The sequence below is a fragment of the Pseudohaemophilus paraphrohaemolyticus genome, assembly GCF_003253115.1.
Classification (GTDB): Bacteria; Pseudomonadota; Gammaproteobacteria; order Enterobacterales; family Pasteurellaceae; genus Haemophilus_A; species Haemophilus_A paraphrohaemolyticus_A.
Genome location: NZ_QEQF01000013.1, coordinates 1 through 19,891, shown reverse-complemented (window position 1 = coordinate 19,891; position 19,891 = coordinate 1). Strand labels below are relative to the sequence as shown.

Here is a 19,891-nt window from a genome sequence, read left to right as displayed (position 1 = left end):
TTTTAGGGGTCATGAAATCATTTCCATAAATTTCTTTTAGATATAACTCTGTGTGAGAGGGAATGAGAAAATTAGTCCCTAGAAAACTTATCTTATCAAATTCAAAATTAGGTAGGAGTATTTTAATTGTTCGAAGCATTCCATTATATTTTTGTAGAGTTTCATCTCGTGTTAATCCATCTTCTTTATCAAAAGAAAAGCAAAATCTTTTACATCCTTCTTCTTTAAACACAAAAAAATCAATAGAAACATCTTTTTTATATTGAAAAGTGTATTCAGCCCTAAATCCGTCTAATGAACTATCACTACTTGATATTACATATTTTTTGATAAGTTTAAACTGTTTTTTTTCTAAGTACAGAATAAAATCATTAGTCATATCTGATTCATAAATTCCAACATCAATATCAGTATCATGTGCAATAATTGCATTTTCCCTATAAGCTCCTAATAACGAACCAAATTCTAACCATATTTTAACTGGTTTTTTATAATTAGCTATTGCATTAGATAGCTCTATTAATGCTAATGGGGCCTTCTCATGAAAATTACGCAAACGTATATTAGCTCTTATCTCTCTTCTTTTATTTTTATTAAATGGATGAAATAAACTAATAAAAAAATTTCCTTCAAATAATTTAAACATGGCAGCCATCCTTTATAGGTGTAATAGTATAGATATAATAATATTTTTACGCTTAATTAAGACTATACAAAAAAACCTCGTAAAAACGAGGTTCTTTTTTACAAAATAGATTATTTTGTACTTGGAATGCTGAAACGTTTGTTGAAGCGTTCAACACGACCACCAGTATCAACAACACGTTGTTTACCAGTGTAGAACGGGTGGCAGTTGCCACATACGTCTAAGTTTAAGTTTTTACCCACTGTTGAGTGAGTTTTGATTACGTTACCGCATGAACATGTTGCAGTAATTTCAGTATATTCTGGGTGAATACCTTGTTTCATTGGAGAACCTCATAAGAAGCCATATCGCTGCTTATCTTGTTTCAACTATTATTTCAATTGAACCGCTGATAAGTACCATATGTGATTGATAATATGTTAAGCTTATGCCTAACGCCTAAAAGAGTGCGTATTCTAAGTGAAAGTTGAGCGAAGATCAACCGCTAATTTAATGCAGAATTTATGTGAACTAGATCACAAAAAGCAGATGATTTTTTGAGTTTTGAAATAAACTTGATTACAATCACAAACAATCAAAAATAATCTTAATTTAATCAAAATGAATGGGAGAATGACGATGGCTGAGCGTAAAGTTTTAGCAAATGCGATTCGTGTATTAAGTATGGACGCCGTCCAAAAAGCAAATTCTGGTCACCCTGGTGCTCCAATGGGTATGGCAGATATTGCAGAAGTATTATGGCGTGATTTTTTAAAACATAACCCAAATAATCCAAAATGGGCAGATCGCGATCGCTTTGTGCTGTCGAATGGTCATGGTTCGATGTTAATTTATAGCCTTTTACATTTAACAGGCTACGATCTTTCTATTGAAGATTTAAAACAATTCCGTCAATTACACTCAAAAACGCCAGGTCACCCAGAATATGGTTATGCACCAGGTGTTGAAACGACAACAGGTCCGCTTGGTCAAGGGATTACCAATGCGGTTGGTATGGCGATTGCAGAGAAAACTTTAGCAGCACAATTTAACCGTGAATGTCATGAAATTGTGAATCACTATACTTACGCATTTTTAGGCGATGGCTGCTTAATGGAAGGTATTTCTCATGAAGCATGTTCATTAGCAGGTACGCTTGGTTTAGGTAAATTGATTGCGTTCTATGATGACAACAACATCTCAATTGATGGTCACGTTGATGGTTGGTTTACGGATGATACCGCACAACGCTTTGAATCTTACGGCTGGCAAGTGATCCGCAATGTGGATGGTCACGATCCTGAGCAAATCAAATTTGCAATTGAAAATGCACAAGCAGAAAAAGAGCGTCCAACCTTAATTATCTGTAAAACCATTATCGGCTACGGCTCACCAAATAAATGTAATTCTCACGACTGCCACGGTGCACCATTAGGCGAAGCAGAAATTAAGGCTGCTCGTGAATTCTTAAACTGGAAATATGAACCATTTGTCATTCCATCTGAAATTTATGTAGAGTGGGATGCAAAAGTAAAAGGTGCAGCAGAAGAACAATCTTGGGATGCAAAATTTGCAGCATATTCAACCGCTTACCCAGAATTAGCAGCAGAGTTTAAACGCCGTATGAGCGGTGAATTACCAGCAAATTGGGAAGCAGAAAGCAAAGCATTTATCGAAAAATTACAGGCAAATCCTGCGAATATTGCAAGCCGTAAAGCATCACAAAATGCGATTGAAGCCTACGCTCACGTATTACCAGAATTTTTAGGTGGTTCTGCAGACTTAGCTAGCTCAAACTTAACTTTATGGTCTGGCTCTAAACCAATTCGCGCAGATCACAACATAGATGGTAACTACATCAACTACGGCGTACGTGAATTTGGTATGTCAGCGATTATGAATGGTATCGCTTTACATGGCGGCTTTATTCCTTATGGTGCCACCTTCTTGATGTTCTACGAATACGCCCACAATGCAGTGCGTATGGCAGCATTAATGAAACAACGTGTGTTATTCGTTTATACGCACGACTCAATCGGTTTAGGTGAAGATGGTCCAACTCACCAACCAGTTGAGCAGACTGCCGCATTACGCTACATTCCAAATCTTGAAACGTGGCGCCCTGCTGACCAAGTAGAATCTGCAATTGCGTGGAAAGCGGCCGTTGAACGTCAAGATGGTCCAAGTGCGTTAATCTTCACACGTCAAAATCTTCAACAACAAAATCGCACAGCAGAGCAATTAGCGAATGTAGCACGTGGTGGTTATGTGTTAAAAGACTCAGCAGGTACGCCAGATTTAATCTTAATCGCAACAGGTTCTGAAGTGGAATTAGCGATGAAAGCAGCAGAAGTGTTAGAAGCTGAAGGCAAAAAAGTGCGTGTGGTTTCAATGCCAAGCACCAACGTGTTTGATAAGCAAGATGAGGCTTACCGTGAATCAGTATTACCTCGTGCAGTGACTAAACGTGTTGCAATTGAAGCACAATTGTCTGACTTCTGGTATAAATATGTAGGCTTTGAAGGTCGTATCGTAGGGATGAATAGCTTCGGTGAATCAGCACCAGCAGGCGAATTATTCAAACTTTTCGGTTTCACCGTTGAAAATGTAGTAGCGAAAGCGAAAGAGATTTTGTAATAAACAAACAGATAACATAAAGGCATCAAATTGATGCCTTTTTTGTTAGCTCAACGAGCTTAATGGTTTCATAAAATGAGTGTTTTGGATAGTAAACTAATGCAACAATGCTAGGATCTTCTGCTCAATCCCTTCCGCATTTAACCCAATTTCTGCGTAAGCTTCTGGTTGTGTTGCTTGTGGGATGAAATGGTCTGGAATGCCGAGCATTGCAAGCGGTTTAATTTTGTTGATTGATTGCAAATATTCATTCACGGCACTGCCTGCTCCCCCTTGAATAGCATTTTCTTCAAGGGTTACCAATAAATCGTGCGAATCTGCGAGTTGTTTAATTAGCTCACCATCAATAGGCTTAACAAAACGCATATCAGCAAGGGTGTAGTTGTTACGTTCTGCAACGATTTGTGCTTCGTGCAACATCGTGCCGAAGTTTAAAATCGCGACTTTTTTACCTTTTCGAATAAGGCGACCTTTACCCACTTCCAACACTTGCATTGGTTGTAACTCTACACCTTGTGCATTGCCTCGAGGATAGCGTACTGCTGTTGGCGTATTCATTGAATAAGCCGTGAATAACATCTGGCGCATTTCATTTTCGTCTGATGGTGTCATAATCGTCATATTTGGAATGCAACGCATAAAGCTTAAGTCGAACGCTCCTTGATGGGTTTGTCCGTCTGCCCCCACAATACCCGCACGGTCAATTGCAAAAATGACAGGAAGATTTTGAATTGCCACATCGTGAATTAACTGATCGTAAGCACGTTGCAAGAAGCTAGAGTAAATTGCCACCACAGGTTTAAAGCCTGCAATAGCTAAGCCTGTTGCGAAGGTTACGGCGTGTTGTTCTGCAATCGCCACATCAAAATATTGCTCTGGGAAACGTTTGGAAAACTCCACCATTCCCGAACCTTCACGCATAGCAGGGGTAATGCCGATCAGCTTAGGATCTTGTATCGCTATTTCGCATAACCAGTTGCCAAAAATATCTGAATAGGTTGGAATGGTTTTGGTTTTTGGTAATTTTCCGCTTTCAGGATCGAATTTTGGCACGCCATGGAAACCGATTGGGTCGTTTTCTGCAGGCTGATAACCTTTGCCTTTTTTAGTGCGAATGTGCAAGAATTGCGGGCCTTTTAGGTCACGCATATTTTCCAGCGTTTTCACCAAGTCATCAATGTTATGCCCGTCAATCGGACCAATATAGTTGAAGCCAAGCTCTTCGAAAAGCGTACTTTCAGGCGAGAAAATCACGCCTTTCATATGCTCTTCGCTTTTCTTCATAAAGTTTTTAATGGTCGGCACTTTATCCAGAATTTTCTTACTGCCATCACGCATGGTAGTGTAAAGCGAACCTGAAAAAATGCGTGCGAGGTGGTTGTTTAATGCCCCCACGTTTTCGGAAATCGACATTTCGTTATCGTTTAGGATAACCAACATATCAGTATGTAATGCACCCGCATGGTTTAAGGCTTCAAATGCCATTCCTGCGGTAATTGCACCATCACCAATTACACAAACGGTTTTACGCCCTACATTCTCTTTTTCTGCTGCAACCGCAATACCCAAGCCCGCACTAATGGAAGTAGAGGAGTGCCCCACGCTTAATACATCGTAAACGCTCTCTTCACGCCAAGGAAAAGGATGGATACCATCTTTTTGACGGATGGTTTTGATTTGATCACGACGCCCAGTAAGGATTTTATGCGGATAGGCTTGATGCCCTACATCCCAAATAAGCTGATCAAACGGCGTTTGGTAGACGTAATGCAAGGCAACAGTCAACTCAACTACGCCCAACCCTGACGCTAAATGACCGCTTGATTGGCTTACGCATTCAAGCAAATAGGCTCGCAATTCGTCTGCAAGCGGTTGTAATTGATCTTTATTTAGCAAACGCAAATCTTCAGGCGAGTTGATTTGGCTGAGCAAAGGGTATGATTTTTGCATAAAAGATAATCCATTTGGGCGTAATGTAAAGATGAAACGGCTTTCGACCGCTTATCTGACTTATTTAAGATCTTCTGTTAATACAGGTTGAATGGTGCTTAAAATTTCTTTCACAACACGAGCTTGACCTACAACAAGGTTGCCTGATTTTAAGTAATCTGTACCACCTACAAAGTTGGTTACGATTGCACCTGCTTCACGAGCGATAAGCTCACCCGCGGCACAATCCCAAGGTTTTAAGCCGATTTCAAAGAAACCATCGACACGGTTTGCTGCTACATAAACTAAGTCTAACGCAGCTGAACCTGTACGGCGGAAATCTGCCACGCCATTGTTCATTAAGCCTTCAAGCATATTTAAATGTGCAGGGCGATATTTTGGATTTTTGAATGGGAAACCTGTTGCAAGCACTGTGCCGTTTAAGTCACGACGGCTTGTATCAACACGTAAACGAAATTCATTTAATTTTGCCCCTTCACCGCGCACGCCAGTGAAAAGTTCATTACGGATAGGATCGTAAACTACGCCAACTGTTGTGCGACCATTCTCGCGAACAGCGATAGAAACACAGAAATGCGGTAAACGTTTTACGAAGTTAGTGGTGCCATCTAATGGATCAATCACCCATTGCACACTGCTATCTTTACCTTCAACAATACCTGACTCTTCCGCAACGATAGAGTGATCAGGATAAGATTTACGGATAACCTCAATAATTGCAGCTTCTGCTGCTTTATCAATTTCAGTTACATAGTCATTTGAGCCTTTACGAGCCACTTCGGTATCTTGAGGTGCTTGCTCGTAACCTTTTGCGATAATATTGCCTGCTTTTCGTGCTGCACGAATAGCAATGTTTAACATTGGATTCATATTTCCACCAGATTTTAAAGAACAAAGAAAGATGGCGAATTATAGTATAAAAAGAGTAAGAGAGGAACGACAAGCGGTGGTTTTTAACCATTTATTTACAAAAAAATAGGCACGCACTGTGCCTATTCGTAAAATATTATGCAATTAAACCCGCTTGTTTTAATGCTGCCAACACTTTTGGTTGCGCTTCTTCAGAGAGAGTGGTTAATGGTAAACGTAAATTTGGTTCACTCACTAGACCTAATTTATAGGCTGCCCATTTCACAGGAATTGGGTTTGCTTCCACAAACAGATCGTGGTGCAATGCATTTAAACGTTGGTTAATCGCTTCCGCTTCTTCAAATTTGCCTGCTAGAGCCAATTCACACATTTTAGCCATATCAGCAGCTGCCACGTTATTGGTCACAGAAATAACACCTTGGCCGCCTAATTTCATTGACGCTAAACCTGTTGCATCATCACCGCTTAAGAAGATGAAATCCTCACCAGCTAATTCTTTGATGAGCGGTAAACGACTTAAGTCGCCTGTAGCTTCTTTCACACCAACAATATTTTCAATTTTTGATAAGCGACCAATAGTTTCAGGTTTTAAATCGCTGCCTGTACGACCTGGTACATTATATAAAATTTGCGGTAAATCAGTTGATTCTGCAATCGCTTTATAATGTTGATACATCCCTTCTTGGGTTGGTTTATTGTAATAAGGTACAACGCTCAAACAACCTGCGACGCCACTGTTTGCAAGTAATTTCGTCATTGTGACCGCTTCACTTGTCGCATTTGAGCCTGTGCCTGCAATAATAGGAATACGATCATCAGCAAATTCAACGGTTTTCTTAATCACTTTCACATTTTCATCAATGCTCAGCGTGGTAGATTCCCCAGTTGTTCCGACAGAAACAATCGCGTGTGTTCCAGCCTGAACGTGGTGTTCCACCAAATTTTTTAATTCTTCGTAGTTCACTTCACCGTGTGTCATTGGGGTAATCAGTGCTACAATACTACCGTGAAATAAGGGCATTGCCATAATTCGACTCCTGTTTTTATTACGATTGGCTTTCGTTCATAGATTGCAAAAATACTTCAAAATATGCAAGTGTTTTTTTGCAAGAGTTGTGTTTTTCATTACATTTTAATCGTAAAGGCTAAGATCGCTTTCATTCGGTCGTGTTTTAAAACGGCGGTGCAACCACATATATTGTTCGATCGCATTGAGAATTTCACCTTCAACTACTTTATTCATTTTAGTTGCAGTTTGAACATCATCTTCACAATCTGAAAAATCAACCGCTGGGCTGATTTTTACAGTATAACCCGAAAAATCCTCATTTCGTATTGGCGAAAATGGCACAACCTTTGTTTGTGGAGCAGATTTTAAAAGCATTCTTGTTCCCGCAGTGGTGCACGCTTCTTTTACCGCAAAAAATGGAACAAATACGCTGTTTTTTCGACCGTAATCGTGATCTGGGGCATACCAAATGGTTTCTCTAGCTTTTAATGCTTTAATCATTCCACGTAAATCACTACGATTGAGCATTGCTTTATTTGAGCGAATTCTACCCCGAAATTGGATCCAATCTAGCAATGGATTATCGTTCGGGCGATATACGCCAACGCCTTGATGATGTAATCCAACAATTCTCGCTCCCAGCTCAAGGGTTAAAAAATGCACGCCAACAAAGAGAATTCCGCTGTTCTCAGGCACATTTTTAAGGTGCTCAATCCCTTCCACTTTCGACCATTTTAAAATACGCTTATCTGACCAGAACCACGCCATTCCTGTTTCAATGATTGCCATTCCAACGGATTCAATGTTTTTCGCTAAAATTTGTTCAATTTGCCCATGCGTATAATCAGGAAAACACAATTCAAGATTGCGTTTAGCGATACGAATACGACGTTTTCCAAAGCCAAGTTTGGCAAATAGTTTGCCTAATCCTTTGCCTAAAAGTACTAACATAGGATAAGGTAGAGCCAAAATAAGCTTAAAAATACCAATCCCAAGCCATAAGCCCCAATATCGAGGTTTTAAGAAAGCAGGCTGAAAAGGAGGAAGTTGTTTGTTTTCTATCATAGATTATGTATGTTGATTTCTGTAGTGCTAAATTATAGCCAAAAGATAATAAAAAATGTTAAGTTGATCACAAATTTGAAATTTAATGAAAAATTATTCTTGAAAGGTTGGAGCAAAAGGCATATTTTAAAACCATCAAGAACAACTAAATTAACGAAGAGGAAAACGTTATGTCACTCAATATCTCTAGCAAACAAATGGACATTACCCCTGCAATCCGTACCCATATTGAGGAGCGTTTAGCGAAATTTGATAAATTTCAACTCCAATTGATTAACCCACATTTCATTATTATTAAACAGCCTAACAGCTATGAAGTGGATGCAACCATTGGTTCGCCTCTAGGTGATTTAGTTGCTAAAGCAGAAAATGAAGATCTTTATAATGCAATCAATGATCTTGCGAAAAAATTAGAAGCTCAGCTCATTAAATTAAAAGAGAAAAAAGAGTACTAATCTTTAATCGATAAAATAAAATACAAAAGCCAAGTGGCAAAACAAAATGCCATTTGGCTTTTTTGCATCTTTACTCTGGTAAAAATAATGGACCTAGTGCCGTTTTAGGAATGCCAAAATGCTCAGGATAATGCACATCGACTAAATATAACCCTTCTGCTTTTGCAGTTGGCGCAGCTAGCTTGCGATCTTTTTGTTCAAGCAACCACTTAATCCATTCGATAGGTTGAGCCCCTTTACCCACTTCAATCAAACTGCCCACTATATTACGTACCATATGATGTACAAAGGCATTGGCTTGAATATCCACGATAATATAATTTCCCATTTGCGAAACATTGAGATGATGAATATTTCGCCAAGGCGTATGTGACTGACATTTGGCTGCACGGAAAGACGAAAAATCATTCTCGCCCAATAAAAATTGTCCAGCTTCGTGCATTTTTTCGGGATCAAGGTCACAGTGATAATGTGAAACACCGTGCGGTAAAATCGCAGAACGTAGTTTTCGGCTAAAAATGATGTAACGATAACGACGAGCGGTTGCACTAAACCGAGCGTGAAACTCTTCCGGTACTTCCACCGCCCACTTCACCGAAATATCATCTGGCAAATGAGCATTCGTGCCAAAACACCAACTTTCTAATGGACGTTGCACTTTAGTTTCGAAATGCACGACTTGCCCCGTACCGTGTACGCCAGAGTCTGTTCTTCCCGCACAAAACACTTCGATCGGAGAATTAGCGATGACGGATAACGCCTCTTCTAGTTTTTGTTGTACGCTTAATACGCTCTCTTGACGCTGCCAGCCAAAATATTGGCTACCGTCATACTCAATCCCTAATGCGATTTTCATTGAGTTTATTTTTTAATTAACGTTAAAAATTCTTTGCGAACATCACGATCGTCTAAGAAAGCACCGCCAAAGGCCGATGTTACGGTATAGCTATTGGTATCTTTCACACCACGACATTTCACACAGAAATGGGTTGCTTTTACATAAACAGCCACATCTTCAGTTTCTAAAATCGTCTGGAAGGCAGTTAAAATCTGCTCAGTAAAACGCTCTTGCACTTGCGGACGTTGTGCAAAAAATTGCACCACACGATTGATTTTTGATAACCCGATTACCCATTTTTTCGGATAATATGCCACCGCCACTTTACCATCAATGGTCACAAAATGGTGCTCACAGGTAGACGTTAAAGTGATATCGTCCACCAACACCATTTCACTAACCTTCATTCGGTTCTCAATATTAGTAATTTTGGGGAAAGTTGCATAATCCAAACCGCTGAAAATTTCATCAACATACATTTTCGCTAAACGATTTGGCGTTTCTTCAAGGCTATCATCTCGCAAATCCAAACCAAGCAATTCCAATACTGAACGCATATGTGCTTGAATTTCAGCACGACGGCTGTCTTTATCTTTGGTGTGTGACACAGTGGGCGTTTCAATACCTTTGGCAAGCAACGCATTACGCACTTTCTGAGCTTCGTCTGAAAGACCTAAAATAGGTGAGATCGTTGTCATTTGGTTTCCTCTCAATTTAAGGCGGGAATTTTAACAAATTGACATTAAAAAGCCTATAAGATTTGTGATTAAAAAACGGCATTCCAAAATCAATAAATTTAACTATAGGCTTGCTCTATTATTTCTTTTAAAGCGAGAAATTCTAAAGCATTTGCATTTGATAAAGCGATTTCATTTGATTTAACAATTTCTTGCGTGAAAACAAAAATTGCCAGCGGGTTCCCCCAACTTGTTGCCAGAGAATACCTGCACGGATGCCTGCAAGTAGCGTGGCACGGATTTTTTGCTGAATGTCTGGACGGACGAGGTAATCTTGCATACCCAATACGTGTATTTTGGTGCCAAGAGGGCTAATTACATCGCTATAGATGGCGGCAAGGTTGGCAACCATTTGATCTGCCATAATATCGCCTTCGTAAAGCGAAAGTTGTCGCTCAATTTGTTGTAAACGTTGTACAAGTTGGGCTTTGGCTTCAGGCGATTTATTCAGCTTTTGACTGAGTGATAACAGGCTAACCCAATAACGTCCGATTTCGGTGTCGAGCTTACCATTGCCGCCGCCAAGTTGAGCGAGAGCAGTTTCAATGCCCGTTTTAAGATGGGCTAAATCATCGCCATAGATGGAACGCGTCGAATCTGGTTGAGTGGCCAGTAAGCTTTTCATCAATGTTGCCATATCTTCGCGGTCTTTCGCAAAACCGTTGTGTGCAAATTGTTGTACTAACGTTGCCGCTTGACAGGTTGCAGCAAATGCAATTGCAATATCTTGGTAGTTTTTTGCCATAAAATTTCTGATGTTTTAAATAAAATTAAGCCAATAATTGCCCATTATCTATTCGATAAACATGGTCAAAGCGTTTTAATCCTTGCAAGCGATGGGTAATCATTAGCAATGTTCGTGTTTGGCAGTGTGTGAAAATGAGCATTAAGATTTGCTGTTCAGTTTCACGATCGAGCCCTTCTGTTGGTTCATCGAGTAAGACCAATTCTGCATTGCTCAAGAGCACGCGGGCTAATCCTAATCGGCGTTGTTCGCCACCAGAAAGTGGTCTGCCACCTTCACCGAGCCATAAATCTAAGCCTTGCTCTTGTAAAAGATAAGCAAGCTCCACCTGCTCTAAAACCAATTTGAGTTGCTCATCCGTTGCGTGAGGATTTCCCATTAAGAGGTTGTCACGCAACGTTTGACTGAAAATATGTACACGTTGGCTGAGAGTGACCAAATGCGATCTTAGCGTTGCTTCAGGGTAGTCAGCTACATTGCAATTTGCCAGCAAAATTTGACCGCTTGTTGGATCGTAATGGCGGTTAAGCAGTTGGAAAATGGTTGATTTCCCGCTGCCCGTTTTGCCTAAAATAGCCACTTTTTCTCCTTTGTTTACTTCAAACGAAAGAGCGTTTAATGCAGCTTGATGGCTTGCAGGGTAGCTGAAGGTAATATTTTTAAAACGAACAAGTGGTTGATTTTCAGCAATATTTTGCCAGGTTGCTGAGCCATTAAACGCGACAAGTGGGCGTTGTTCAATCACATCATTTAATCGTTCAGCCGCTGTAATAAGCTGACCTAAATGCAAAAATGCAATGCCAATCGGCATTAAAATTTCAGCTGATGCCATCACGCAGAAAATAACCAGAGCCACAAGGGCTTCGGGGGTATCTGCACTTGGGGCGTCAATTGCAGTAGCAACCAATAAAATAACGACGCACACTAACACGCCGTTCATAAAGGTCAGCAGTGCATTCGAAAAACCCGTTAATTGGCTCTCTTTGCTTTGTGAACTTAGCCAAGTTTGTTCGGTTTTTTCAAGCTTTTCGGTCATCAGCGGGACTAAGCCAAAGAGCAAAAATTCCGCATTGAGCTGAACCCACTCGATAAATTGGCTACGATATTCTGCCCGAGCCTGAATAATTTTTTTGCCCGATTTTTGCCCTAAGCGGTAGAAAATAGCAGGGAAAATGAAAAGTAGAGTAAGCAATATGCCGCAGATGATGATTGTTAATAAACCTGAGACAAAGGATAAGCCAATCGCCATAAAAGCAATGACTATAATTGCACTAATAAATGGCGAAAGCAGATTGAGATAAAGGGTGTCGAGCGTATCTACATCTGCGACTAAACGGTTTAGCAATTCGCTATTTCTAAAGCGATTTAGACCGCTTGGACTGAGCGGAATCAGCTTTTTAAAGACGGAAATACGCAGTTCTGCAAGCACGCGGAAAGTTGCATCGTGTGTGACCAAGCGTTCTAAATAGCGCGAGATGGTTCGTCCAATCGCTAAGCCTCGCACCCCTGAAGAGGGGTAGAAGAAGTTAAATAAAATCGTTGAGCCAACTAAAAATGAAGCGGCTAAAAACCAGCCTGAAAGGCTGAGCAATCCAATGCTGGCGGAAAGGCTTGTAATGGCTAGGATTGTACCGAGCAACAAGCGCCCGAAATGGTTGCGATAAAGTGAAAGAAATGGAAAAAGTGGTTTCATGAAATTTTATAGAAACTGTGTAGTAGGGGCGTGTTGCACATGCCCGAAAATTTGAAAAAGGACGTGTACAACACGCCCCTACATCTACATAAGGGGGGGGGATTTTTTCTTCCGCCCTTTAAACCATTTAAAGGCAAAATAAATCGCCACTAAACCAAGCACCGTAAAAATAGCATGTTGACCATGTTCTACTTGCTCTTTTAACCAGTCTAATTGTTGAGCACCATAATCGCCCAAATATACCCAAACTGGCACAGAAATAATTGCAGCACAGAAATCGACCAACACAAAGCGGGTAAAGCTCACGCGGCGAGTAATACCTGAAACCAAATAAACTACGGCACGTAAACCTGGTAAGAAACGTGCTAAGAATAAGAGGCGGTTGCCTTGTTTTTCAAAGCGTTCTTGCACCATTTTGTAGCGTTCTTCTGTGATAATGTTTCGAATAAGCGGAAAATGACGGATTTTTTCACCATAAATATGACCAAGCCAATACATTGTGCTATCGCCAATCAATACGCCAAGCATACTCACGACTAACATCCAATGCACGTTGGTGTAACCTAAACCAGAAATAACCCCGCCTGAAACAAGGGTAATATCTTCAGGAATTGGCACGCCAAATCCGCAGGCGATCAACACAAGTAAAACCGCCCAATAACCGTAACTACTAAAAAAGCTAATTAAAAATTCCATTACCATCCCTTATTTATGTAAATTTTTGACGGAATGACGTTTCACTAATTCAGGGTGAAACTCAAGCGTTTGTGGTAAAGAAGCGGTTTCTTCTTTCTTAATTCGCTCTAATAACAGATCCAATGCTTTTGTGCCTAATCTGGATTTTGACTGGTGCACGGTCGTTAATGGCGGAGCGTAAAAGCGTGAGTTGTGAATGTTATCATAGCCGATAATGGAAATATCATTCGGCACAGAAAGTCCGCGTTCGGTAATTGCTGAGATTGCACCCAGAGCCATTACATCATTAAAACAGAAAATTGCAGTTGGTAACTCATCCAAACGGAACAAGTTGTTCATACATTCGTAGCCATCTTCTGGCTCAAAATCGCCTTCTACAATCCATTTCTGTTCAATAGACAAATTCGCTTCATTCATCGCTTTTAAGAAACCTTCAAAGCGTGTTCTAGCGGTCGTTTTTTCTAATTTTCCTGCAATTACGCCAATTTTTTTATGGCCGTTCTCAATTAAATGTTTAGTCGCTAAATAACCGCCTTCAAAGCTGTTATCTAAAATGCGATCGCTTTTGCCATCATGCGTACCCCAATCCATGACCACCATTGGCACGTTTGTGCCATTAAATAGTGCAAGTGATTTTTCGGTATATTCCGAACACATTACCAGAATGCCATCAACGCGCTTTTTGATTAACATATCCAAGTGGTTTTGGATTTTTTCTGGGTTATTTTGCGTGTTGCACAAAAAGAGCGAGTAGCCTTGACGGTAACAATATTCTTCCACCGCAAGCACAATCTCTGCGAAGAATGGGGCTTCGCTTGTGGTAATAATCATCCCGATAGATTTGGTGGTGTTTACTTTTAAACTACGTGCTACAGCACTTGGGGAGTAGTTGAGGGCTTGCACTGCATCCCACACTGCTTTAGTGGTATCCTCCGCCACAAAACGGGTTTTGTTGATGACGTGTGAAACGGTGGTGGTGGAAACCCCCGCATATTTCGCTACATCTTTAATTGTCGCCATAATATTTGTCTCTAAAAATAAAAATTAACGCTCTATTATAACGAAAATTTCCGATTTTAGTGATAGGAAAACGATTTCTTTACATAATTGACGATATTGTTTATCTATTCAATGCTTGCTTAATCAACGGCTCAAAAAAGGCATAATCGACTAAAAACGAGTCGTGCCCAAAATTAGAGTTGAGCTCGTGATAGGTTAAATTTACGCCCGCATCTTGCAATTGCTGACGACTTTTTTGTACATCACGTAATTTGAATAGCTGATCGCTGGTAATCGCAATCAGGATGTAATTAGCCTTAATTTTAGCCAAAGCGGTATTTAAATTTGGATAATTAAATGCAGGATCATATAGATCTAATGCACGCAATAAACGTAAGTAGCTGTTGGCATCAAAGCGATCTAAGAATTTCACACCTTGATAGCTTAAGTAAGATTCTACTTGAAAATGGTCGCCCCAGAATTGCCCATTTTGCTTGATTTCACGTCCAAAGGCTTTTGCGAGCTGCACATCGGTTCGATAGGTAAGCATTCCTAGCATTCGAGCAATTTTTAAGCCGTTGTCGGGTGCTATGCCATCGTAATAATCGCCGTTGTTATAATGCGGATCGTTAATGATTGCCTGACGCATCACGTGGTTAAAACCAATCGCTTCTGCACTCATTGAAAGCGAAGAGCAAAGATTGATAACATTATCAAGAAAATCAGGGTAATCAATTGCCCATTGGGTGGCTTGCATCCCACCGAAAGAGCCGCCGATAACCGCGTGTAAGTGGGAAATGCCTAATGTGTCAATCAAGGCTTTTTGAACTTTTACAATATCTTGTACCAAAATGAGAGGAAATTGGCTGCCGTAAGGTTTTCCAGTACTCGGATTGAATGAAGAGGGACCCGTTGTGCCTTTGCAGCCTCCGAGAACATTTGAGCAGATAAAAAAGTATTTGTTGGTATCAAATGCGAGATTTGGACCGATAAAATCTTGCCACCAACCTTTATCCATACCAGAAAGAGCGGGTTCTGCATCGCCTGTCAGCGCGTGGCAGAGCAGTATTGCATTACTTTTTTCTGCGTTTAATGTGCCATAGGTTTGATATGCCACTTGAATAGGCGAAAGTTCGCCACCGAGTGCCAATGAGAAAGGTTTATCCTCAAATAGTGTAATACTTTGTACCATATAACCTTGATTTGCAAAATAAAGCAGAATTTTTACCGCTTGCGAGATGAAATATGCGTAAGGTAGCGAGAGCAAGGTAGTTTGTCAAGAAATTTTAGCCGTCTAAACGTCTAGAAAGCTAATCTATAACTTGTTATTTTAAAGTGAGTTCAATAAAATCGATTTAAGCCGTTATAAATTGTGACTGATTATGTTTAACCTATTCCCCAATAACACTATTAAAGTCCATTTAGCTCTTCTTCAAAGAGCCTTTTGGGCTGCCTTAAAATGGGGATTTTGGCTGCTTATTGCACTAAGTTTTTTACTGATTGTAATTGATATCGCAACAAGCTACTGGGTACGAGATCGTATTTATACTGATGTCAATAAACTACCTCATTATCAGACGGCAGTAGTGCTTGGCACGGCGAAATATTACACCACAGGTGCACCCAATCTCTATTATAAATATCGGATTGAAACTGCTCGTGATTTGATTAAACAAGGCAAAGTACAACAACTTTTAGTTAGTGGCGATAACAAAACGCCTTACTATAATGAACCACGGGTAATGGCGAATGATCTCCGAAGACAAGGTGTGCAAGCGGTGCAAATTCAACAAGATTTTGCAGGTTATCGCACATTAGATTCAATTATTCGAGCTGCTAAAGTATTTAGATTACCGCCATTTGTGGTGGTTAGTCAGCGTTTTCATTGTGAACGAGCGATGTTTATAGCGAAAACACGAAATATTGATGCAGTTTGTTTTGTTGCCAAATATCCAGAAGGACATTTCAAAGTGCGAATAAGAGAATTTTTTGCACGAGCGGGAATGGTGTTGGATTATTTGTTAGATAGGCAGCCTGAGCGTTTAGAAAAAGTACCACAAAAATTAACTAAGAATAGTGAAAAATAAAGGCTTAATATTAATTTATTAAGCCTTTATTTTAGGATTAATAATCCAACTGATCCTTATACAACGCATAATCGTCTTTTAAGGCCTGGATGAGCTCAACAAAATCCTCTGGTAGAGGCGCGTGCCATTCCATCAATTCGCCAGTGATTGGATGCTCTAAACGTAGCATTGCAGCGTGTAGTGCCTGGCGTTGAAATGAACGTAATACTGCTAAAAATTCTTCACTTGCACCTTTAGGAGGGCGGGGACGTCCGCCGTAAAGTTGGTCTCCTAAAAGAGGGTGAGCAATGTGTGCCATATGTACGCGGATTTGGTGTGTACGCCCTGTTTCCAAGCGTAAACGCAAACGGGTATAGTTGCGGAAACGCTCCATAATGCGGTAATGCGTGACTGCAGGTTTACCCATTGGATGTACTGCCATTGCGGTGCGTTTAGTTGGGTGGCGTGCCATTGGCTCATCAACCTTACCACCTTGAGTCATAATGCCACTCGCAACCGCTTCATATTCACGGGTAATTTGACGTTTTTGCAGTGCTGTCACTAAATGGGTTTGAGCGGGAATATTTTTCGCCACCACCATTAAGCCTGTTGTATCTTTATCCAGACGGTGCACGATGCCCGCACGTGGCACTTCTGCAATCGGTGGGTAATGATAGAGCAGTGCATTTAATACTGTGCCATCTGGATTACCCGCACCAGGGTGAACAACTAAATCTTTAGGTTTATTGATCACAATAATATCGTCATCTTCATACACGATATTAAGTGGGATATTTTGCGGCTCGAAACGCACTTCCTCTTCAATTTCTGCCAATACTTCAATCAGTTCGCCACCAAAAACTTTTTCACGTGCTTTATTGACTACTTTGCCATTTACTTTTACTAAATCGTTTTCAATCCAAACTTTTAAACGTGAGCGTGAGTAATCGGGGAAAAGTTGCGCAAGTGCCTGATCAAGCCTTGCACCTAATAAATCGGCAGAAACCTCTGCAGTTAGCGTCATCTGTTGAGCCATTTGTCCATTCCTATTTAATCTATTATCTATTGCTTATTTGTGAGCGTGTTATAAAATAAGGCAATTCGTACGAACTTAATGAAGTGCCTTTGGTCTATTGTAAGTATTGTACATTAACTTTTGATCTTAGACACTTTTTATCTCTTTAAGGTAATATTATTATGCGTAAATTTACTTCTCTTGCTTCGCTTATGTTAGCGGGTTTATTCGTTGTGGGTTGCTCAAATTCAAATAAAGAACTCGAAGAAGCATCAGCTCAAGATCTTTATAATAAAGGTCAAACTTACTTGCAAGATGGCGATTATAACTCAGCGATCCGCTATTTAGATGCCATTGGAGGAAAAGGCAATGCTCAAGGGCAATTTGGCGAACAAACGCAATTGAGCTTAATTTATGCACAATATAAAGTAGGCGAATATTATAAAGCATTAGATATTGCAGAACGTTTTGTGCGTGCTTACCCAAATAGTGCTCATACAGATTATGTATTCTATCTAGCAGCACTCTCAAATGCTCGTTTAGGCGACAATTTCATTCAGGATTTCTTTGGTGTAAACCGTGCCTCTCGCTCAATTGATGCGGTGCGTAACGCTTACGGTAGCTTCCAAACCATCGTGCGTGATTTTCCTAACAGCAAATATGCGCCAGAAGCACAACAATGGATGGGCTATTTGCTAAACCGTATGGCAGAACACGAACTTGAAGTGGTGAAATTCTACGACAAGCGTGATGCTTATGTGGCAATGACCAACCGTGTAGAAGAAATGATGCGTTTCTATCCTGATGCAAAAGCAACTGCTGAAGCCTTACCTTATATGAAAAAAGCATTTGAACAAATGGGCTTGAATGATTCAGCTCAGAAAGTGGAAACCTTGATTGAAGCAAATAAGGGCAAAGAGTATCCAAACGTAACCAAACCTGCTTACGGCGAACAGTTCTAATTTAATTTCATTTTAATTTTGCCACAGCGGCTCAATGCTTCTGTGGCTTTAGTATTTAAAGCATAGTATGAAAATTCTCGGCATTGAAACTTCTTGTGATGAAACAGGCGTTGCCATTTATGATGAAGAAAAAGGCTTAATTGCCAACCAGCTTTACAGCCAAATTGAGATGCACGCAGACTACGGCGGCGTGGTGCCAGAATTGGCTTCACGTGATCATATCCGCAAAACCGTGCCACTGATAGAAGCTGCATTAAAAGAAGCAAATTTGACCGCTTGCGAGATTGATGGCGTGGCTTATACCGCAGGCCCGGGCTTAGTTGGTGCGCTATTAGTAGGAGCAACTATAGCCCGTTCGCTTGCCTATGCGTGGAGCGTCCCCGCACTCGGCGTACATCATATGGAAGGGCATCTACTCGCTCCAATGTTGGAAGAGGCCCCGCCAGAATTTCCTTTTGTCGCACTACTTATTTCAGGCGGACATACACAATTAGTGAAAGTGGATGGTGTTGGGCAATATGAATTGCTTGGCGAATCTATCGACGATGCTGCGGGTGAAGCCTTTGATAAAACAGGTAAACTGCTTGGATTGGATTATCCAGCTGGTGTGGCAGTTTCAAAATTAGCGGAAAAAGGCACGCCAAATCGCTTTGTTTTCCCTCGCCCAATGACGGATCGTCCTGGCTTAGACTTTAGCTTTTCAGGCTTAAAAACGTTTGCCGCAAACACCATTAATACTAATTTTGATGAGAACGGTAAATTAGATGACGAAACCCGTTGCGACATCGCTCACGCCTTCCAACAAGCGGTAGTCGATACCATCATCATCAAATGCAAACGAGCCTTACAACAAACAGGCTATAAACGCTTAGTGATGGCGGGCGGTGTGAGTGCAAATAAACAGCTCCGTGCCGATTTAGCCGAAATGATGAAATCCCTTGGCGGAGAGGTTTACTACCCTCGACCGCAATTTTGTACTGACAACGGCGCGATGATTGCTTACACAGGCTTCCTTCGCTTAAAACATGGTGAGCAAACCGATTTAAGTGTGAGTGTAAAACCTCGTTGGGCAATGACAGAATTACCAAGTTTGTAAGCGGTCGAATTTTTAGAAAAATTTGCAAATGGTGATTTATGCAAAATATACAACACAATTATGTAATTAGTTTAACAACAGCAACTGATCGAAGAGAGCATATTACCAAAGAATTTGGTAAGCAAAATATTACCTTTGAATTTTTTGATGCTATTACCCCAAATAATCTAGAATTAAAAGCGAAAGAATTAGGCATTGATATTTCTAATAGCCCTCTTACTAAAGGAGAAATAGCTTGTGCATTAAGCCATATCGCTTTATATTCTTTAGCTAAAGAAAAAGAGCTTGATTATATTTGTATTTTTGAAGATGACATCTATTTAGGTGAGAATGCTAATTTATTACTAAATAATAACTATATTGATGATAATGTTGACATTGTGAAAATTGAGAAAAATTTTGATACTGTTATATTATCTGTTTTTTCTATTAA

General features: G+C 40.3%; 20 protein-coding genes. 6 read left to right on the top strand and 14 right to left on the bottom strand.

The genetic code is table 11. The features are described from left to right. Together DPV92_RS09605 and rpmE are read right to left on the bottom strand one after the other, a co-directional pair. Positions 1 to 646 (bottom strand): LicD family protein (locus DPV92_RS09605; protein WP_111354673.1); only part of this gene is annotated, 646 nt, incomplete at its 3' end. A 110-nt stretch (positions 647 to 756) separates the two neighbouring features. Further along, complete coding sequence (gene rpmE, locus DPV92_RS09600; RefSeq protein WP_005708849.1) at positions 757 to 969, bottom strand: 50S ribosomal protein L31; 213 nt, start codon at positions 967 to 969, stop codon at positions 757 to 759. 295 nt (positions 970 to 1,264) lie between these two features. Between rpmE and tkt the strand changes: the two genes are divergently transcribed. Next, complete coding sequence (gene tkt, locus DPV92_RS09595) at positions 1,265 to 3,262, top strand: transketolase (protein WP_111354672.1); 1,998 nt, start codon at positions 1,265 to 1,267, stop codon at positions 3,260 to 3,262. A gap of 96 nt (positions 3,263 to 3,358) precedes the next feature. Here tkt and dxs read toward each other — a convergent pair whose 3' ends face one another. The 4 genes from dxs to DPV92_RS09575 form a co-directional block, all read right to left on the bottom strand. Then, the gene (gene dxs, locus DPV92_RS09590; RefSeq protein ID WP_005708685.1) at positions 3,359 to 5,212 is read right to left on the bottom strand and encodes a 1-deoxy-D-xylulose-5-phosphate synthase; all 1,854 of its coding nucleotides are present in this window, start codon (positions 5,210 to 5,212) and stop codon (positions 3,359 to 3,361) included. Between the two features lie 60 nt (positions 5,213 to 5,272). Next, positions 5,273 to 6,082, bottom strand: a complete 810-nt coding sequence (gene suhB, locus DPV92_RS09585; protein WP_039851359.1) for an inositol-1-monophosphatase — start codon at positions 6,080 to 6,082, stop codon at positions 5,273 to 5,275. 136 nt (positions 6,083 to 6,218) lie between these two features. Next, the gene (gene dapA / locus DPV92_RS09580) at positions 6,219 to 7,109 is read right to left on the bottom strand and encodes a 4-hydroxy-tetrahydrodipicolinate synthase (protein WP_005708763.1); all 891 of its coding nucleotides are present in this window, start codon (positions 7,107 to 7,109) and stop codon (positions 6,219 to 6,221) included. A gap of 105 nt (positions 7,110 to 7,214) precedes the next feature. Continuing rightward, positions 7,215 to 8,156, bottom strand: coding sequence for a Kdo(2)-lipid IV(A) acyltransferase (locus DPV92_RS09575; RefSeq protein ID WP_005708812.1), 942 nt, complete (start codon positions 8,154 to 8,156; stop codon positions 7,215 to 7,217). A gap of 170 nt (positions 8,157 to 8,326) precedes the next feature. Here DPV92_RS09575 and hpf point away from each other — a divergent pair, with 170 nt between their 5' ends. Further along, on the top strand, positions 8,327 to 8,611 hold the full coding sequence (gene hpf, locus DPV92_RS09570; protein ID WP_111354671.1) for a ribosome hibernation-promoting factor, HPF/YfiA family: 285 nt from the start codon (positions 8,327 to 8,329) through the stop codon (positions 8,609 to 8,611). 70 nt (positions 8,612 to 8,681) lie between these two features. On the opposite strand, the gene truA is transcribed toward hpf, so the two are convergent. The 7 genes from truA to metX all read right to left on the bottom strand — a co-directional run bounded on the left by truA (position 8,682) and on the right by metX (position 15,511). Beyond that, a complete protein-coding gene (gene truA / locus DPV92_RS09565; protein ID WP_111354670.1) occupies positions 8,682 to 9,467 on the bottom strand; it encodes a tRNA pseudouridine(38-40) synthase TruA in 786 nt (261 codons plus the stop codon). A gap of 5 nt (positions 9,468 to 9,472) precedes the next feature. Then, the gene (gene folE, locus DPV92_RS09560; protein WP_005708774.1) at positions 9,473 to 10,147 is read right to left on the bottom strand and encodes a GTP cyclohydrolase I FolE; all 675 of its coding nucleotides are present in this window, start codon (positions 10,145 to 10,147) and stop codon (positions 9,473 to 9,475) included. A 142-nt stretch (positions 10,148 to 10,289) separates the two neighbouring features. Then, positions 10,290 to 10,931 (bottom strand): high frequency lysogenization protein HflD, encoded by a 642-nt coding sequence (hflD, locus tag DPV92_RS09555; protein WP_111354669.1) that lies wholly within the window; start codon positions 10,929 to 10,931, stop codon positions 10,290 to 10,292. Positions 10,932 to 10,956: 25 nt separating this feature from the next. Next, the gene (cydC, locus tag DPV92_RS09550; RefSeq protein ID WP_111354668.1) at positions 10,957 to 12,624 is read right to left on the bottom strand and encodes a heme ABC transporter ATP-binding protein/permease CydC; all 1,668 of its coding nucleotides are present in this window, start codon (positions 12,622 to 12,624) and stop codon (positions 10,957 to 10,959) included. An 84-nt stretch (positions 12,625 to 12,708) separates the two neighbouring features. Next, positions 12,709 to 13,320 (bottom strand): DedA family protein, encoded by a 612-nt coding sequence (locus tag DPV92_RS09545; protein ID WP_111354667.1) that lies wholly within the window; start codon positions 13,318 to 13,320, stop codon positions 12,709 to 12,711. A 9-nt stretch (positions 13,321 to 13,329) separates the two neighbouring features. Next, the gene (gene purR / locus DPV92_RS09540; RefSeq protein ID WP_111354666.1) at positions 13,330 to 14,340 is read right to left on the bottom strand and encodes an HTH-type transcriptional repressor PurR; all 1,011 of its coding nucleotides are present in this window, start codon (positions 14,338 to 14,340) and stop codon (positions 13,330 to 13,332) included. 100 nt (positions 14,341 to 14,440) lie between these two features. Further along, on the bottom strand, positions 14,441 to 15,511 hold the full coding sequence (metX, locus tag DPV92_RS09535; protein WP_111354675.1) for a homoserine O-acetyltransferase MetX: 1,071 nt from the start codon (positions 15,509 to 15,511) through the stop codon (positions 14,441 to 14,443). A 190-nt stretch (positions 15,512 to 15,701) separates the two neighbouring features. Here metX and DPV92_RS09530 point away from each other — a divergent pair, with 190 nt between their 5' ends. Beyond that, positions 15,702 to 16,406, top strand: a complete 705-nt coding sequence (locus tag DPV92_RS09530) for a SanA/YdcF family protein (RefSeq protein WP_192574192.1) — start codon at positions 15,702 to 15,704, stop codon at positions 16,404 to 16,406. A gap of 37 nt (positions 16,407 to 16,443) precedes the next feature. On the opposite strand, the gene rluD is transcribed toward DPV92_RS09530, so the two are convergent. Beyond that, positions 16,444 to 17,421, bottom strand: coding sequence for a 23S rRNA pseudouridine(1911/1915/1917) synthase RluD (rluD, locus tag DPV92_RS09525; protein ID WP_111354665.1), 978 nt, complete (start codon positions 17,419 to 17,421; stop codon positions 16,444 to 16,446). 161 nt (positions 17,422 to 17,582) lie between these two features. Between rluD and DPV92_RS09520 the strand changes: the two genes are divergently transcribed. The 3 genes from DPV92_RS09520 to DPV92_RS09510 all read left to right on the top strand — a co-directional run. Continuing rightward, positions 17,583 to 18,362 carry an outer membrane protein assembly factor BamD gene (locus DPV92_RS09520; protein ID WP_005708799.1) on the top strand — a complete coding sequence of 260 codons (780 nt, stop codon included), beginning with the start codon at positions 17,583 to 17,585 and terminating at the stop codon, positions 18,360 to 18,362. 67 nt (positions 18,363 to 18,429) lie between these two features. After that, positions 18,430 to 19,458, top strand: coding sequence for a tRNA (adenosine(37)-N6)-threonylcarbamoyltransferase complex transferase subunit TsaD (gene tsaD, locus DPV92_RS09515; RefSeq protein WP_111354664.1), 1,029 nt, complete (start codon positions 18,430 to 18,432; stop codon positions 19,456 to 19,458). 38 nt (positions 19,459 to 19,496) lie between these two features. Next, the coding region (locus tag DPV92_RS09510) for a glycosyltransferase family 25 protein (protein ID WP_145958655.1) at positions 19,497 to 19,891 on the top strand (395 nt) is incomplete at its 3' end.